The organism is Shivajiella indica (genome assembly GCF_042683085.1).
Classification (GTDB): Bacteria; Bacteroidota; Bacteroidia; order Cytophagales; family Cyclobacteriaceae; genus Shivajiella; species Shivajiella indica.
In genome coordinates, this window is record NZ_JBHUIV010000010.1 from 509,910 (window position 1) to 526,849 (window position 16,940).

The window sequence follows — 16,940 nt, forward strand, 5'->3', positions numbered from 1 at the left end:
ACTGTATTTCACGAAGTTTATTTCCACAATATTTCAAGAAGTATATTTCTATTTACTTATACATCTTCTCCCTCAATGCCTTTATTTCTGCTGAATCCAGATAATCATCATAAGGCATTCTCCTGTCAATGGTTCCTTTTGGGGTAAACTCAATAATCCTATTTGCGGTTGATTGGACAAAGGCATGGTCATAGGAAGTCATGAGCACTGTGCCGTTGAAATCAATGATGGCATTGTTGAAAGCCGTTATCGATTCCAGATCCAGGTGGTTGGTAGGTTCGTCCATTACCAATAAGTTAGGATTCTGAAGCATCATGCGTGAAATCATGCACCTTACTTTTTCACCTCCTGAGAGGACAGAAGCTTTTTTCAATGTTTCTTCCCCTGTAAATAGCATCCTGCCCAGAAAGGTCCTTACATACGCCTCTTCCTGATTGCTGGAATATTGTCTCAACCAATCAATCAGGTTCAATTCTGTCTGGAAATACTTGGAATTGTCATTAGGTAAATAGGCTTTATTGATCGTTACACCCCATTTGAAACTTCCTTTTTGGACCGGAATATCCTCCATGATCGTCTGGAAGAATTTGGTTACTGCCTGCTTGGTTTTAGAGATAAAGGCAATTTTATCCCCTTTGTCCACCATCAGGTTGACATCAGTAAAATAGGTGGCATTTTCATCTTTCAATTCAAGGCCTTCAGTCATGAATATCTGATCACCAGCTTCACGCTCTGGTTTGAATATGATTCCAGGGTATTTTCTGGTAGATGGTTGAATTTCATCCACATTCAGTTTCTCCAACATCTTTTTTCTGGCTGTTGCCTGCTTCGATTTAGCCACATTGGCGGAGAACCTGGCAATAAATTCCTGCAATTCCTTTCGCTTCTCCTCAACTTTTTTGTTTTGATCGGATTTCTGTTTGGCAGCCAATTGGGAAGATTCATACCAGAAGGTGTAGTTACCGGAATAAATTCTGATTTTTCCAAAATCAATATCTACGATATGGGTAGAAACAGCATCCAAAAAGTGACGGTCGTGGGAAACCACAATGACCAGGTTTTTGAAATTAACCAGGAAATCTTCCAGCCAGTTGATGGTTTCGGTATCCAGGTCATTTGTAGGTTCGTCCAAAATCAAAATATCAGGGTTTCCAAAAAGCGCCTGGGCCAATAATACCCTAACTTTTTGATTACCGGCAAGTTCTTTCATTTTAAGGTAATGCAGGTCTTCGGTAATCCCCAGTCCGGATAAAAGTGAAGCAGCATCGGATTCTGCATTCCAACCATCCATTTCAGCAAATTCCGCTTCCAATTCTGAGGCTTTGATCCCATCTTCCTCTGTAAAATCCGCTTTCATATAAATAGCGTCTTTTTCTTCCATGATGGCATACAGCTTTTTATGACCCATGATCACGGTTTTGAGTACCTCAAATTCATCAAACTCGAAGTGATTCTGTTTCAAAACAGCCATTCTCTGGCCAGGAGTAATATTGATAGATCCCGTGGTGCTGTCCTGTTCACTGGAAAGGATTTTCAAAAAAGTAGATTTTCCGGCACCATTGGCGCCAATGACACCGTAACAGTTGCCGGGAGTGAATTTTAAATTGACGTCTTCGAATAAGGTTCTTTTACCGAACTTTAAGGAGAGGTTATCTACAGAAATCATTGAATGGCTATTATTTTTGAAGGGGCAAAGATAGGCAAAAATCAAGAATGTCCGCTAACTAGCCATGGCAAAGTGGATTTCATACTAAGAGAACACTAAATGAGGTTAAATTTAAATTTAATGGCATATCCAAATTTCTAACCAAAACAAGTAATCAATTAGTTTTATAGGGCCAGATATTTATAGATATTGGATATTGAATAGATATTTAACCACAATAAATCTAAAATCCTCCAGAAGTTAACTGGTGGTAAGAGATCTGATAAACATTAAAAATTATCTGATTTTGATATAATTTGAGCTAGGATATTTTATTTATCCCCAATCATTTTCAAATAATTTAAAGGTACAATAACAGCAATTTCTGAATTTCGGTATTCTTTAACATTTCTTGTTTTGATGGCTTCAATACCATTTATGGTCACAACAGAGGAATATTGAACTGAATCCTCATATTCATTAAAAATCCGTACTGGATTGATCCAAATTGACTTCCTTGATCCAAATATTTCTGTAGAGCACATTATGTCCTTCTGCCTGTAGTTTTATTCCTCCGGGCCGGTCGGTGATTCCCTTTCCTCCGTCATTACCACCGTCCATTCCTGAATTGGGGCCTCCCCAAACCTGGGTTATTTCTCTATCCTCATGGATTTTTTTACCATTGAAATATATAGTTACCCTGGCTTTTTCAGTTTTGACTCCATCTTTGAAGCGGGCAGCCCTGAACATAATGTCATAAGCATTCCACTTGCCCACACCATTATAAGCCTCCTGAGTAGGTAGATGTTCATTGATAATGGCAGCTATTCCATGTAAGCCATAATCCCCGTCCAAAATCTGGATTTCATACCTGTTTTGAAGATATACTCCGGAGTTTCCTCCTTCCTCCTTGATCAAAAACTCAACATGTAATCTAAAATCCCTGAATTCTTCTTTGGTAACAATGTCTGCGGCCCCATATAATCCTCCTGCAGCTGCCGGGTCATTGCTGTTCATGGCAAATCCCTTATCCACTGGATCGGCAACAATTTCCCATTTGATGGGAAGCTCTGCCTTCAATCTTGGGCCGTTCCAATAAGTCCATTTTTCATGGAGCATTTCTTTGCTGCCATCAAATAACATTTTGGCATCAGCTGGTTTTTGTGTTCCAACTCCAACTTGTCCATAGGTTAAGGTCATGGTGCAAATTAAAGTTAAAAGGAAGGCCAAAGACTTTTTCATAGGTTTTCAGGTTTATATGTAATGGATTATCAATTAAGTAATTTTTTGACAGGAAAACATGCTGTTTATGTATTTTTCGGTTGGAGATGAAAAAATCTTATTAATTTTCTTCCATTAAAAAAATCCCCATGAAAAAACCACTTCTGAAAGCACTTATTCTTTTACCGCTTGTGTTCTCATGCCAAAAAAATGAAATCCTTTCTGAAGAGGAGCATAGGAAAGAAATTGAGGCATGGCATGAAGAAAAAATGACTTCACTTAAAGCAGAAAACGGCTGGTTGAACCTGATCGGGCTATATTGGTTGGAAGAAGGAGGAAATAGCTTTGGTTCAGGGGAATCCATGGATTTTAAACTTGAAAATAGCACTTTTCCTGTTGAATTGGGTGTCTTTTTTCTGGAAGAAGGGAAGGTATATTTTGAACCCTTGGTAAATGAAGTTAAAAGTGATGGCATTGCGGTAGAAGGAAAAACCTTGATTTTTGATGCTGAAAATAAAATCACAAAGCCCTTATCCTATAAAAGTCTTCATTGGCTTATCATCAAAAGAGCTGATGCCTATGGGGTGAGGTTGAGAGATTATGAGGCAGAATCTGTAAGGAATTTCAAGGGAGTTGAACAGTTCCCTATCGATCTGAACTGGAGGCTTCAAGCCCGGTTTATCCCATATGAATCTTCCAAGACAATAGCCATTACCAATGTTATCGGGCAGACTACCCAAAATCCCTGTCCCGGATACCTGGAATTCGAAATAGCTGACAAAACATTCCGATTGGATGCCCTTGAAGCTGAAGAGGAAGATGAGCTATTTCTGATATTTGCAGATGAAACAAGCGGGAGGGAGACTTATGGGGGAGGAAGGTATATGTATGTTAAAAGAGCTGATGTTTCAGGAAGAGTTATCCTCGATTTCAATAAAGCCTATAACCCTCCCTGTGTCTATACGCCTCATGCCACCTGTCCTTTACCGCCAAGACAAAATATGTTGGATGTGGCCATCTCAGCCGGACATAAAAATTACGGAGACCACTAAGATTAAGCTGCCTCCTTGAATTCTGAGGTTTCTTCAAAAGGGACAGGTACTTTCGCCACTCTTTCAAGAAATTGTATAGATTCCCGTAATACGCCTTCCCAATCATGGGAAGTAATGCTTGAAGCAATGACATGGTCACCGGTGTTAGGAAAGGCCATCTTTCTTTTTTGGCTCTCCTCTGTACCCAACTGATCATACATTTCCAGCATTTTTGGTACAGAAACCACAAAGTCCTGTTCCTGTTCATTTTTGTAATAGTAAGCTAAAAATACAGGAACATGAATGTTTTGAAAGGTCTCTACGGTCATTTTGCTTCGCAATAATACAGCAAGACTTTCATAGCCATTAACATGATACTGAGAGGACCAATATTTAGCTTTTTCGCCCTCACGGGCAACTATATTTACCCCATTTTTTAATCCAAAGTTTTCAGCAATGAACTTGTACCAAGGTCTGAAAAAGGAATCCAAAGCACCTCCTCCGGCTTCAATGGCAGGAGAATATATGACCAAAGCCTTCATATCAGGTCTTTCCGAAGCAAGGATCAGGGAAAGTGCGCCACCCATCGAAGTACCTACCACAATTACAGAATCCCCCAAACTCTTACCGATCATATAGGCTTCCCTGACTTCATCCACCAATTTTTGTGCGCTCAAATGCTTCATGGCATCTTCCCTATCGATTCCATGTTCAGGTAACCTGACCAAATAGAGGTTTGCCCCAAAATGTGCTGCTAATTCCCTGTTCACGGGTGACCCTTCCATTTCACTGGCGCCGAATCCATGGATATAGACCACAGAATAAGGTGTTTTACTTTTATTCAAACTATCAGCCCAAACAATTTTAGCTTCATTTCCTGGCTTTAAACCCCGTATAGTATCTTGCTTGGCCCTTACAAAGCTTTCGATATCAGCGATTCTTGTAGGAACTGAGGGATAATCACCTTCCAGGCTCTGTATTTTGGACTTTGGTCCCAACATATATACTACAGCAAGTACAATTGCCAAACCCAATACAACTTTCAACACTGTTTTCATAATCAGGGGAATTAGTTTGTAAATGTAAAACTAAAACCATGAAAAATTTTCAATTACCCTATTACAAGTTAGCAAATTCCAAATCAATCCACAGCTATGAAACCAATTATAATTTAATATTCGACCCCGATGGGGTCGTAGATTTATAGCTGCAATTTGTTTCTAAAAACATGTGCCCCCCTTGGGGTCAAACAGATTACTAAGCTTAAGGGTATTAATTTGTCAATAACAATTTACCAGGTCCCGAATATTCAGAAGAGGGATTTTGATTGAAGAACTTTTGTGATTCTTTTTTGACTTTTGTGGTTCGAAAAAAAGACCTTAATGAAACCCTTAATACCTTAACTCTTTAATGGTTTTAAAACTCCAAACTTCATACTTCAAAAATTGCGCAATAGACGCTGTCATGCTGGATGAAGAGAAAGCCTGTCCGGCAGCATTGCGGGGCTTCCCTAAAACTTTATGACATATAATCCCTACTTCATCCAACATCCCGCATCTAACATCCGTCAACCTACACCTGACATCCGACTTCCAAATTCAATCCTTCGTGATTTTATCTAAGCATTTACCGATAAGGTATTTATTCCTATATTTCCCTAAAAAATATTCTACCAATGAATTTCAATCAGTTTAAATCATTATTATCAGCAACCATTTCAGGTATAATTCTCATAGCATGCCAAAACAAAGAATCATCTACCTACCAATTTCAAATTTCTGATCTGGAGAATCATTTGGTAACCCTGTCCTCTGATTCATTTATGGGAAGGATGCCATTTACGGAAGGTGAGGAAATCGCTGTCAAATACCTTGAAAATGAATTCAAATCATTGGGTTTGGAGCCTGGCAATGGAGATAGTTATTATCAGGATGTGCCAATGGTTTCTATTACCACCCGGCCTTCCAATGAAATGACTATAAAATCTGCATCTAAAGAACTGAAGCTGGAGGGTTTGAAAGATTATGTGCTTTGGACCCAAAGAACAGAGCAATTTCAAAAGTTCGAAGATATTGAAATTGTTTTTGCAGGATTTGGGATTATTGCGCCCGAATATGGCTGGAATGATTACAAGAATATTGATGTCAAGGATAAAATCGTCATGGTCCTGGTCAATGACCCTGGGTTTGGTACAGAAGACGAATCCCTATTTAAAGGCAATACTATGACCTATTATGGGCGTTGGACCTACAAGTTTGAAGAAGCGGCTAGACAAGGAGCATTGGGAACTTTGATAGTCCACAATACCATTCCTGCAGGTTATGGATTTAATGTAATACAAAACAGCTGGAATGCATCCAAATTGTATTTGGACAACAGAGGCAAAGAAAATTACCAACCAAAATTTGAAGGTTGGGTTACTCTTCCTGTGGCAAATCAATTGTTTGAGATGGCGGGACTTAATGAAAGGGAAATGCTGGCTCAAGCGAGGAGGCCTGAATTTCAAGCTATTCCTATGAACCTGAAGGCTAGTTCTTCGATGGAGGTAGAAGCAACTTACGATATTTCCAGGAATGTCATTGCCAAAATCACAGGAAGCAAAAAACCAGATGAATATATCATTTATACCGCTCATTGGGACCACTTGGGTATTGGTAAGCCGGATGAGTTTGGGGATAGTATTTACAATGGGGCATTGGATAATGCCAGTGGTACAGCAGCCCTTATGGCATTGGCAAAAGCTTTTAAAACAGATAAGCAACCTGAAAGGACTGTGGTATTTCTATCCGTAACAGCAGAGGAACAGGGACTTTGGGGCTCTGCATATTATGCGGAGAATCCCATTTATCCTGTAGAAAAAACGGTGGCCAATATCAATATGGACGGGATTAATCCTTATGGAAAAATGAAGGATGTTTCCCTAATTGGCATAGGTCAATCCGAAATGGAAGACCTCCTCAATGTAGAATTGGCCAAAGTAGGAAGGTACAGCGCTCCCGAACCAACCCCTTCTGCCGGTTACTATTTCAGGTCAGATCATTTCAATTTTGCCAAGGTAGGAATTCCTGCACTTTACTTCGGAACAGGTATAGACCATGTTGAGAAAGGCAAAGCTTACGGAAAAGAATTGCAGGATGATTACACCGTAAAATATTATCACAAACCTTCTGATGCTTATGATCCTGAAAGGTGGAATTTGGAAGGAGCTGTTGATGATGTGCAACTTTTATACAATGTAGGTAAAAACTTGGCTAATAGTGATATATGGCCACAATGGAAAGAAGGTTCTGAATTCAAAGCCATTCGGGAAGGATATATGAAGAAGTAAGGGGTTTCGGAAAGCGGAAGTAGAAAGGCGGATTTTAGAACCATTGAGGATTTAAGGTGTTTAGGTTTTCATTATGGGAGGAAATAAAAGAGCCAAGGTAAAAACTTGTCCCTGAGAATTTCAGGAGGCAAAAGTAAAAAGTGGCAGATAACAATGACTTAGAGACTTAGGGAGTAGGTGACGAATGGACTTAGAGTTTGGGAGCCTAAGAGAATGGAAGATGATGAATAAAAGAACTAAAGTAAAAAAAGAGGGAAGCTTTGATAGTTTTGGAAATAGGATCCAATAGGTTGGAGGTTTTATGAAAAGAAGAATTGGAAAATGGACGGATCAGGCCTGAAGGGCCGAAATGTGATAACCCAGGGCATCGCCTGAGGAAAAAGGGTAAATCTCCTCATGGAAGTGCTGCAAGTGCTGGATAAATAGGAAAGCCAAAGGCGGATGTCGGAAGGTTTAAAATAGGTTCACCTTTTGATCTTGAAAGCTTATTAAGGACTGTTTCACTTTATTCAGCATAATGGCCCTGATTGGGATTTTGGATATTGTAGCTTAAGCTTTGGACTTTTGGAATTTGGATTTTGTGGTTTGGATTTTTTGAAGCTTTGAATTTAGTAATTTGTAATTGGTCATGGATCATTTAAAATTGACCACTTCCCAACTCCGACTTTCTACTTCTGAAATTATTTGCGTGTATTACAAACTTTTTGTATAATATTTTAAACCTTTTGTAAAGTAATACCGTTATCTGCTTATTGTAATCCTTAAATTATGGAAAGCATTCTACAGAAAATAAGGGTGGATATCAATGAGGATATATTTCTTAAGGATCCGCTCAGCTCTGAACTGGGTAAAGAAATTATCCAACACAGTGTGGAAATGATGATTGAATTGGGATTTGAACAATTCACTTTTAAAAAATTAGCTACGCAGATTGGATGCACAGAATCGGCAGTTTACCGTTATTTTGAGAACAAACATAAATTGTTGTTGTTTTTGAACTCCTGGTATTGGGGTTATCTAGAACAGAATCTGATTTTTGGAACTGCCAATTTAACTGATGCTAGAAAAAAACTGGAAATTGCCATCATAATTTTGGTAAAAGGCCCCATCTTTACCCATAATGATTTTATAAATCCATTATCCTTACGCAGGTTGTTTACTGACGAAGCCACAAAGGCATTTATGACCAAGGAGGTGGATGAGGAGTACAGGAAGGGTTTCTTTAACCATTACCATAAACTGGGGGAAAGAATCGCCAAAATCATATTGGAAATAAACCCAAATTTTAAATACCCCAAGACTTTGGTTTCCACCGTCATGGAATCCAGTTTAATCCAGTCTTATTATTCCAGGCATTTGCCAGGGTTGACCGAACAGCATCCCGGTAATGACAGTAGAGTTGATTTTTTCAATCAATTGGTTTTTAAAACAATAGAAAATGAAAATTGAGGTAGCACTAACACCTTTAAAACGGTTTTTCAAACTTCTAAATGAGGAAAAAAAGGAAGTTTATGCCATTTATTTCTATTCCATCCTGAATGGTGGAGTTTCCTTAATCTATCCATTGGGCATTCAGGCTATAGTCAACTTTGTTTTAGGTGGAAGGGTCAGTACTGCATGGTTGATTATGGTGTTGGTGGTGGCTTTGGGGATTACTTTCGGGGGATACCTGCAGATTTCCCAACTTTACCTAACTGAAAAATTGGAACAGAGGGTATTTACCAAAACAGGATTTAGTTTTGCCTATCGATTGCCCAGATTGAAATTGGACGAATTACAAAATAGCCATACACCAGAACTTGTGAACCGGTTTTTCGATGCAGTAAGCCTTCAAAAGGGATTAGCGAAGATCCTGATAGATTTTTCATTTGCCACAGTTCAGATTTTCTTTGGAATGATACTTTTGGCCCTTTACAACGTCTTTTTTGTGATTTTCAGTTTGATATTGATCGCTTTGGTTGTATTGATTTTCTATTTCACCAGTCCTAAGGGAATGGAAACCAACCTGAAAGTTTCTTCGCAAAAATATAAAACGGCATTTTGGTTAGAAGAAATCGGTAGGACTTTGGCCACATTCAAATTGGCAGGAAATTCAAAATTGCCTTTTTATACGATTGACAAACTTCTGCAGGCCTATGTAGACTACAGAAACAAGCACTTTGCGGTTTTGGTCATGCAATACAAAGTAATGATCATTTTCAAGGCTTTGATTGTTACGGTTCTTTTGGTGGTAGGAAGTTTATTGTTGATTGACAATCAGATCAGTATTGGCCAATTCGTTGCAGCGGAAGTGGTGATCATTTTGATCGTCAGTTCGGTGGAAAAGGTAATTCTCTCCTTGGATACTGTTTATGATACCCTGACAGCTACCGAAAAAATCGGTCAGATTATGGATTTACCTATGGAACGTCAGGAAGGAACAGAAAAATCCCTGACTACAAACCAACAAAGCCTGCAATTTGAAGTGAGAGATTTGAAATTTAAAGCCAAAGATACTATTGAGGATATTATCAAAGGAATTTCTTTTTCTTTGGAAGCAGGGGAGAAGGTTATTCTGACAGGCAAAAGTGGTAGTGGAAGAAGCACCTTATTATATCTGATGTCCGGTCTTTACAGTGAGTATAGAGGAAGAATTATTGTCAATGGACTTCCAATTGACACCATGAATCTTGACAGATTAAGAAGTTATATTGGAGACAGCCTATCCCATCAATCCATTTTCTATGGGTCCATTTATGATAATATCACGCTGCACAAGGAAGTCAGTGAGAAGCATGTGAGGGAAATCATAGACTTGGTTGGGTTGAGGGAGTATATTTATCAGCTTCCTGAGGATTGGGATACCTACCTGATGCCGGAAGGTAAAAACCTAAGCAAATCCAACATCAGCAAAATTGTATTGGCAAGATGTTTGGTCAATTTCCCTAAAGCATTGCTTTTGGAAGATATGATATCCTGTTTTGATGAGGAGGAACAAAAACGGTTTATCAAGCATATCCTTTCAGGAAATTGGACGGTCTTGATGATATCTGAAGATCCCGAAGTCATTGCCCAGTTCCCAAGAGTAATCGAACTCAAAGAAGGTAGGTTGACCTATGATGGACCTACAGGACCCTATTTAGCAGAAAAATCCAAATAAACCCCTTTGTCAGTTATGATCGATATTTCAAAAAATAAGATTGGGGAAAAAGTATCCTTTACAGGATATAAAAGTATGGGAATGAGTTTCCCAAAGGATGAAAGCCGTAGAAGGATACAGATATTGATCTGGTTTCTTGTTGCTCTATTTCTGTTTCTGTTTTTGCCCTGGACACAAAATATCAGATCAAAGGGCTTTGTTACTGCATTACGGCCTGATCAAAGGCCTCAGACGGTGCACTCCATTATTGCAGGAAGGATCGAAAAGTGGTATGTAGCAGAAGGTAATTATGTGCAAAAGGGAGATACTGTCCTATTGGTATCGGAAATCAAGGATGATTATTTTGACCCCATGCTTTTGGAGCGGACGAAGCTCCAGGTTGATGCAAAGACCATGTCTGCCAAATCTTATTCTGAGAAGGTGCGAGCCCTGGAAATACAGATCAGCGCCTTGAGGGAAAACAACAAACTCAGAAAAGAACAGGCTGATAACCGCTTGAGGATGGCAGAACTTCAGGTGACTTCCGACAGTATACGTTTCGAACAGGCTAAAGTAAATTATGCCATTGGGGAAGAGCAGTTGCAGCGTACGGAAAAATTATTTGAAGAGGGGTTGCGCTCTAAAACTGATTTTGAACAAAGGCAATTGCGTTTTCAGGAAGTGCAGGCTAATTTGATTGCAGCTGAGAATAATCTTTTGAAAAGCGTTAATGCAAGGATTGCAGCCCAAATTGAACTGAATGCGATTGACAATGATTTCAGAGATAAGATGGCCAAGGCACAGGCGGATATGTATGAGGCCATGTCGTCCCAATTTGATGCAGAGGCAACTGCCACCAAGTTGGAAAACCAATATACAAATTACGAAGTCAGAACAGGATTTCGCTACATTTTAGCACCTCAGGAAGGATATATCACCAGGGCCATTCAGGTAGGTATTGGGGAAACCATCAAAGAAGGGGCAGAAATTATCAGCATTCTTCCAGGAAATGCCCAGTTGGCCGTGGAGATGTATGTAGAACCCGTTGATTTTCCATTGATCCGTTTAGGCAATAAGGTAAGGTTCATCTTCGATGGTTGGCCGGCCATCGTATTCTCTGGTTGGCCCCAGATTACCAATGGTACCTTTGGGGGAGTAGTACATGCCATAGATAATTTTTCAGGTCCTGATGGTAAATACAGGATTCTGGTAGTAGAAGATCCGCAGGAAAAACCCTGGCCTGAAGCCTTAAGGATAGGTTCTGGGGCTGATGGCATAGCCCTCTTGAATGATGTGCCCTTATGGTATGAATTGTGGCGTCAACTCAACGGTTTCCCACCTGATTATTACACTGCAAGAGAAAAAGCAGCGAATAAAAAGTAATTGATTAACCCATGCGCAGACTCTTAGTCCTTTTTACATTCATTACCATTCATTCTTCGGATGCCCAGGAAATGCTTTCCTATGACCAATATATGGAATGGGTAAGGTCTTTTCATCCTGTGGCAAAACTGGCAGATGTCAACCTTGAGTTTGGGGAACAGGAACTCCGGGCTTCACGTGGGGGATTTGATCCCATAGTCTATGTGGATTTGGACAGGAAACGCTTTAAGGAAACGAATTATTTTGATAAAAGAGAAGGTGGTTTGGTAGTACCGACCTGGGCAGGGGTGGAATTGAAAGGTTTGTACGAATTGAATTCCGGTACCTTTTTGAATGAAGAAAAACGAGTGCCCGACAACGGCCTGGTGGCATTTGGTGCTTCTGTGAATATTGGCCAGGGTCTTTTCATTGATAAGAGAAGGGCTGCTCTGAGACAGGCTCAGATTTATGTGGATGCTACCAAGGCGGAAAGGCAGCAGATTTTGAATGAACTCTATTTGGACGCTACGGATGTCTATTGGACCTGGGCATCCAATTACAATAACCTGAAAGTCCTGGAAGAAGGAGTGAGGTTGGCACATCAACGCTTTGAAATGGTCAAGGAGAGTTATATTCTTGGGGATTTCCCTGCCATTGATACAGTAGAAGCGTATACGCAGGTGATGGACCGAATTTACCGTTTTCAGACTGCCCAGATTGATTTTTTTAGATCCACCCAGGTTGTCAATACCTTTCTTTGGGATGAAAATGAAGAAGAAGTCGAATTATTGGAGGGGGTATATCCGGAGAACGTATTAAATGATATGCTGTTTGACTACAACAAGGAATCGCTGAGGGAATATGTTGTATTTCATCCTGAGTTACAGCTGAAGGATTACGATATTGCATCTACTGAAGTAGAAAGAAGATTAAAAGCAGAAATGTTGAAACCCGTTTTGAAAGTAAATTACAACTTTCTCACAGAGAATATTGGTGATATGGGTTTATCCCCCTTTCTGGAAAACAATTACAAGGCAGGTTTAACATTTGGGATGCCCTTATTTTTGAGAAAGGAAAGAGGAAATCTGGGTTTCACGAAAGCCAAACTGGAGATTAAAAACTATGAGCGGGATCTGAAATTTGTACAGTTGAAAACCAAATTGGAAGCGGAGATTTACAATTTTGAGACGGTAGAAAACCAGTTACAGATATATTTCAACAATGTAAATGGTTTGCAAAAGCTACTCGATGGAGAAATGACACGCTTTGAAATAGGGGAGAGCTCACTGTTTTTGGTCAATGCCCGTGAAGTCAGTCTTTTCAATGCCCAGGTCACCTTAAACCAGCTGGCCGCCAAGCGGAAAACTGCCTATGCAAAAATGCTGAATGCCGCAGGTTTAGGTTTCGATGAGCAAGCTCCACAGTAGTTCGGTCTGTAGTGCGGTTTTCCAAACCGCATAAAATTAACATGTATTGCGGTTTTCCAAAACCGCACTAAATCAACATATAATTTGATTTTTCAAATCATATAAAAATTGACTTTTTTTCTTTAAAATTGTAAAATTATTTCGCTTCATCAACATCCTTTATATAAGGAAGAACTAATAAGCTTTGAATATTCAGGCATCTTTTCTTAAAAGACCAAAAACTTATTTTCACAAATTAAGAAACAAAGAGCGGCCTGGCTCATTGCTTAATTTGTTACTGATTTGTCATCTTTAGGATAAAAGTGACAAAACTCTTTACTTCTTAATCACAGTTCTAACAAATAAAGACACTTTTTTGTATATTAATAGTTTTTAAAATTGATTACATTAACCATAACCACTCTCTTATTATGAAAAAAATTTCCTTTTTGATTCTACTATTGGCAGGATTAATTACAATCTGCCAGGCACAAGCCCAAAAGAAGCCCAATATTTTGGTCATTTGGGGAGATGACATCGGCACTTGGAACATCAGCCACAACAACCGCGGCATGATGGGTTACATGACTCCAAATATTGACCGGATAGCTAGGGAAGGAACCGGATTTACCGATTATTATGCCCAACAAAGCTGTACAGCAGGTAGAGCAGCATTTTTGGGTGGAAATGTACCTGTTCGAACAGGGATGACCAAAGTTGGCATGCCAGGTGCAAAAGAAGGCTGGCAAGCTTCTGATATTACGATTGCTACGGTGATGAAAAGCTTGGGTTATTCTACTGGTCAATTTGGGAAAAATCACCAGGGGGATCGTGATGAACATCTTCCTACTATGCATGGATTTGACGAATTCTTTGGAAACCTGTACCACTTGAATGCGGAAGAAGAACCTGAACAGGAGGATTATCCTACGGGAATGGTTTTGAAGGATGGTAGCAAATTTGAAGACAAATTTGGTCCAAGAGGAGTAATCCATAGCTGGTCAGATGGTAAAGGGGGACAAAAAATAGAAGATACTGGAGCTTTGACTAAAAAGCGAATGGAAACCATCGATGATGAAAGTATGGCAGCTGCCAAAGAATTTATCAAAAAGCAGGTAGCGGACGGAAAACCATTCTTTACCTGGTGGAATGCAACCCGAATGCACTTCCGTACACACGTAAAAAAAGAGCATAGAGGAATTTCTGGCCAGGATGAGTATAGCGATGGGATGGTGGAACACGATATGCATGTAGGTGAACTTTTGGCTCTCTTGGATGAACTGGGAATTGCAGACAATACTATTGTATTCTATTCTACGGATAATGGACCACACTACAACACTTGGCCTGATGCAGGAACTACTCCTTTCCACGGCGAGAAAAACTCGAGCTGGGAAGGTGCATATCGGGTTCCTGCTTTTGTGAGATGGCCTGGTAAAATCCCTGCAGGAAAAACACTCAACGGAATTGTAGCTCACGAAGACTGGCTTCCTACATTTGCCGCTGCAGCAGGTGATGCCAATATCAAATCCAAAATCATGAACGGATATGCTGTAGGTGGAAAAACCTATAAAAATTACATCGATGGAGTAAACCAATTGGATTATCTTACTGGAAAAGTAAAAGAATCTCCAAGAGAGGGATTTGTTTACGTGACAGATGGAGGCAATATTTCTGCTCTTCGATTTAACGATTGGAAGGTAATGTTTCAGGAAAACAGAGCCGATCAACTTCAAATTTGGTTAGAACCTTTTGTTGAACTAAGAGCCCCTTACCTGTTTAACTTAAGGCGAGATCCTTTTGAAAAAGCCCTGAAAGGTTCTAATACTTACTATGACTGGTATATTGACAGGGCATTTATCATCATGGCAATTCAAGGTTATGCTTACAATTTCCTTTCAACCTTTAAAGATTATCCACCAAGCCAAGCAGCTGGGGATTGGAGTTTGTCTAAGGTTGAAAAACAAATAGAAAATATGGTGAAAGGTCAAAATCAATAAAATTATAGGAGCCATGTCTTTTGTACATGGCTCTTTTTTTAACTTAAAGCTCAATGAAAAATTATCACATTAACTTACTGGCAATTTTATCTCTTTTTGTTTTTATTTTTTCCTGTCAATTCACTACAAATACCAAAGATTCGGAAACAATAATACTTGAATACAACTTCTTGGAATCTTGGAATGAAGGCGCTACTAAAACGTCTATTCAGGATTTTGTAAAAAGAACCACCACAGAAAACAGTGCTGATTTTATCCCAGAAAAAGATCGGATTGCCGTCTTTGACAATGACGGTACGCTTTGGGGAGAACAGCCTTATTATTTTCAATTGGCTTATGCCATAGACTTTGTAAAAAAAGAAGCACCTAATCATCCGGAATGGTCAAAAGATCCCATATTTCAAGCGGCTATCGTTGGCGATATGAAAGGGCTGATGGGAGGAGGAGAGAAAGGTTTAATCGAACTGGTTATGAAGTCCCATGCCGGAATGACAGAAGATCAATTTGAGGCTGCCGTTCGAAACTGGCTTTCTACTTCCAGGCATCCGGATACCGGGCGGCCTTATGATGAAATGATCTTTCAACCAATGCTGGAGCTGCTGGATTTCTTAAGGGCTCATGACTATAAAGTTTTTATTGTTTCCGGTGGAGGTATAGATTTTCTCCGGGTATGGGCAGAAGAGGCTTATGGCATTCCTCCTTATCATGTCGTAGGTTCTTCAATCAAGGCAACCTATCAGGAATTAAATGGAAAAATGGAGATTGTAAAGATTCCCGAACTCAATTTCATAGATGACAAATCCGGAAAACCCGTAGGCATCCATCAACATATCGGTAAAAAGCCAATCATTGCTGTTGGTAACTCAGATGGGGACTTTGAAATGTTGGAATATACCACCCAGCTACCTGGGCTAAGACTTGGTTTGTTGATCCATCACACAGATTCAGTCAGGGAGTATGCCTATGACAGCCTTTCACATATCGGCAGGTTGAGAATAGGATTGACGGAGGGGCCATCCCGAGGTTGGGTTGTGGTAGATATGGCCAAGGATTGGAATACCATCTATCCAATTTCTAAAGACCAATGAGATATCTTTCCGTTTTTTTCTGCATTTTAGGAATAATAGTTCAATCATTTGCCCAAGAAGAGGAAAAGGACTCAAAATCCTTGGGTCATGAGCCTCGCTGGAGAGGCGCAATTATGATGGGCAACTCCCACGTGCCAAAAGCATTTGATGGTGAAAAGAATATTCTGGTGATCCCGACTTGGGGATTCGACTTGGATTATTATTTCCATCCGAGTTGGTCTTTTGCGTTTCAATCTGATATCAAGCTTCAGTCCTTTGAAGTAAAGGAGGAAGGGGCACTATTGGAAAGAAGCTTTCCTTTTTCTACCATTTTGGTCGGTCATTACCATTTCAAACGGCATTGGTCTGTATATGCCGGACCCGGTTATGAATTTGAAAAAAACGAAAACCTGTTTCTGTGGAGGATTGGGACCGAATACAGCTTTGAAATTTCAGAAAACTTTGAAATCGCCCTCAACTTTATCTATGAAAACAAACAAAATATATATGATACCTGGATGTTTGGAGTAGCCTTCAACAAAGTCTTAGGAAGAAAGTGAAGGTAGTTAAAGAATATGGCATATATAAAATTATTAAGCATCCAATGTTTTATCGTAATTATTAACTCTTTGGCAACATGTGAAGTATATTTGGCCTAGAAGAATTAAATTCCTATATCGCCTTGATTTTTTTAAGTTAGGAACAATTAGGAGATTCATCAGAAACAAATTTGTCCATTTAAATTGAAAGGTCTAACGTTGT

12 protein-coding genes are annotated in these 16,940 nt (G+C 39.6%); 9 read left to right on the forward strand and 3 right to left on the reverse strand.

Annotated elements, in window-relative coordinates:
* Positions 1–52 precede the first annotated feature (52 nt).
* Both ACFSKV_RS05615 and ACFSKV_RS05620 read right to left on the reverse strand, forming a co-directional pair.
* The gene (locus tag ACFSKV_RS05615) at positions 53–1,666 is read right to left on the reverse strand and encodes an ABC-F family ATP-binding cassette domain-containing protein (protein ID WP_380800920.1); all 1,614 of its coding nucleotides are present in this window, start codon (positions 1,664–1,666) and stop codon (positions 53–55) included.
* A 459-nt stretch (positions 1,667–2,125) separates the two neighbouring features.
* Positions 2,126–2,887, reverse strand: coding sequence for a 3-keto-disaccharide hydrolase (locus ACFSKV_RS05620; RefSeq protein WP_380800921.1), 762 nt, complete (start codon positions 2,885–2,887; stop codon positions 2,126–2,128).
* A gap of 128 nt (positions 2,888–3,015) precedes the next feature.
* On the opposite strand from ACFSKV_RS05620, the gene ACFSKV_RS05625 reads away from it, so the two are divergent.
* A complete protein-coding gene (locus tag ACFSKV_RS05625; RefSeq protein ID WP_380800922.1) occupies positions 3,016–3,918 on the forward strand; it encodes a DUF1684 domain-containing protein in 903 nt (300 codons plus the stop codon).
* A 2-nt stretch (positions 3,919–3,920) separates the two neighbouring features.
* Here the strand turns inward: ACFSKV_RS05625 and ACFSKV_RS05630 are convergent, their stop codons facing one another.
* Positions 3,921–4,955, reverse strand: a complete 1,035-nt coding sequence (locus ACFSKV_RS05630; RefSeq protein WP_380800924.1) for an alpha/beta hydrolase — start codon at positions 4,953–4,955, stop codon at positions 3,921–3,923.
* A 617-nt stretch (positions 4,956–5,572) separates the two neighbouring features.
* Between ACFSKV_RS05630 and ACFSKV_RS05635 the strand changes: the two genes are divergently transcribed.
* From ACFSKV_RS05635 to ACFSKV_RS05670, 8 genes are all read left to right on the forward strand, one after another.
* The gene (locus ACFSKV_RS05635; RefSeq protein ID WP_380800925.1) at positions 5,573–7,225 is read left to right on the forward strand and encodes a M28 family metallopeptidase; all 1,653 of its coding nucleotides are present in this window, start codon (positions 5,573–5,575) and stop codon (positions 7,223–7,225) included.
* Positions 7,226–7,993: 768 nt separating this feature from the next.
* Complete coding sequence (locus ACFSKV_RS05640) at positions 7,994–8,674, forward strand: TetR/AcrR family transcriptional regulator (RefSeq protein WP_380800926.1); 681 nt, start codon at positions 7,994–7,996, stop codon at positions 8,672–8,674.
* Positions 8,664–10,364 carry a peptidase domain-containing ABC transporter gene (locus tag ACFSKV_RS05645; protein ID WP_380800927.1) on the forward strand — a complete coding sequence of 567 codons (1,701 nt, stop codon included), beginning with the start codon at positions 8,664–8,666 and terminating at the stop codon, positions 10,362–10,364. The genes ACFSKV_RS05640 and ACFSKV_RS05645 overlap by 11 nt, the downstream gene beginning before the upstream one ends.
* Before the next feature lie 15 nt (positions 10,365–10,379).
* The gene (locus ACFSKV_RS05650) at positions 10,380–11,726 is read left to right on the forward strand and encodes an HlyD family secretion protein (RefSeq protein ID WP_380800928.1); all 1,347 of its coding nucleotides are present in this window, start codon (positions 10,380–10,382) and stop codon (positions 11,724–11,726) included.
* A gap of 11 nt (positions 11,727–11,737) precedes the next feature.
* A complete protein-coding gene (locus ACFSKV_RS05655; protein WP_380800930.1) occupies positions 11,738–13,132 on the forward strand; it encodes a TolC family protein in 1,395 nt (464 codons plus the stop codon).
* A gap of 410 nt (positions 13,133–13,542) precedes the next feature.
* Positions 13,543–15,111 carry an arylsulfatase gene (locus tag ACFSKV_RS05660; protein ID WP_380800931.1) on the forward strand — a complete coding sequence of 523 codons (1,569 nt, stop codon included), beginning with the start codon at positions 13,543–13,545 and terminating at the stop codon, positions 15,109–15,111.
* Positions 15,112–15,164: 53 nt separating this feature from the next.
* The gene (locus ACFSKV_RS05665) at positions 15,165–16,199 is read left to right on the forward strand and encodes an HAD family hydrolase (protein WP_380800932.1); all 1,035 of its coding nucleotides are present in this window, start codon (positions 15,165–15,167) and stop codon (positions 16,197–16,199) included.
* Entirely contained in the window at positions 16,196–16,738 is a 543-nt protein-coding gene (locus ACFSKV_RS05670; RefSeq protein ID WP_380800933.1) for a hypothetical protein, read from the forward strand. The genes ACFSKV_RS05665 and ACFSKV_RS05670 overlap by 4 nt, the downstream gene beginning before the upstream one ends.
* Positions 16,739–16,940: the final 202 nt, after the last annotated feature.

Excerpts from the sequence above, each read along its gene's own strand:
- ACFSKV_RS05615 (WP_380800920.1), bottom strand. The coding sequence starts at position 1,666 with ATGATTTCTGTAGATAACCTCTCCTTAAAGTTCGGTAAAAGAACCTTA.
- ACFSKV_RS05620 (WP_380800921.1), bottom strand. The coding sequence starts at position 2,887 with ATGAAAAAGTCTTTGGCCTTCCTTTTAACTTTAATTTGCACCATGACC.
- ACFSKV_RS05625 (WP_380800922.1), top strand. The coding sequence starts at position 3,016 with ATGAAAAAACCACTTCTGAAAGCACTTATTCTTTTACCGCTTGTGTTC.
- ACFSKV_RS05630 (WP_380800924.1), bottom strand. The coding sequence starts at position 4,955 with ATGAAAACAGTGTTGAAAGTTGTATTGGGTTTGGCAATTGTACTTGCT.
- ACFSKV_RS05635 (WP_380800925.1), top strand. The coding sequence starts at position 5,573 with ATGAATTTCAATCAGTTTAAATCATTATTATCAGCAACCATTTCAGGT.
- ACFSKV_RS05640 (WP_380800926.1), top strand. The coding sequence starts at position 7,994 with ATGGAAAGCATTCTACAGAAAATAAGGGTGGATATCAATGAGGATATA.
- ACFSKV_RS05645 (WP_380800927.1), top strand. The coding sequence starts at position 8,664 with ATGAAAATTGAGGTAGCACTAACACCTTTAAAACGGTTTTTCAAACTT.
- ACFSKV_RS05650 (WP_380800928.1), top strand. The coding sequence starts at position 10,380 with ATGATCGATATTTCAAAAAATAAGATTGGGGAAAAAGTATCCTTTACA.
- ACFSKV_RS05655 (WP_380800930.1), top strand. The coding sequence starts at position 11,738 with ATGCGCAGACTCTTAGTCCTTTTTACATTCATTACCATTCATTCTTCG.
- ACFSKV_RS05660 (WP_380800931.1), top strand. The coding sequence starts at position 13,543 with ATGAAAAAAATTTCCTTTTTGATTCTACTATTGGCAGGATTAATTACA.
- ACFSKV_RS05665 (WP_380800932.1), top strand. The coding sequence starts at position 15,165 with ATGAAAAATTATCACATTAACTTACTGGCAATTTTATCTCTTTTTGTT.
- ACFSKV_RS05670 (WP_380800933.1), top strand. The coding sequence starts at position 16,196 with ATGAGATATCTTTCCGTTTTTTTCTGCATTTTAGGAATAATAGTTCAA.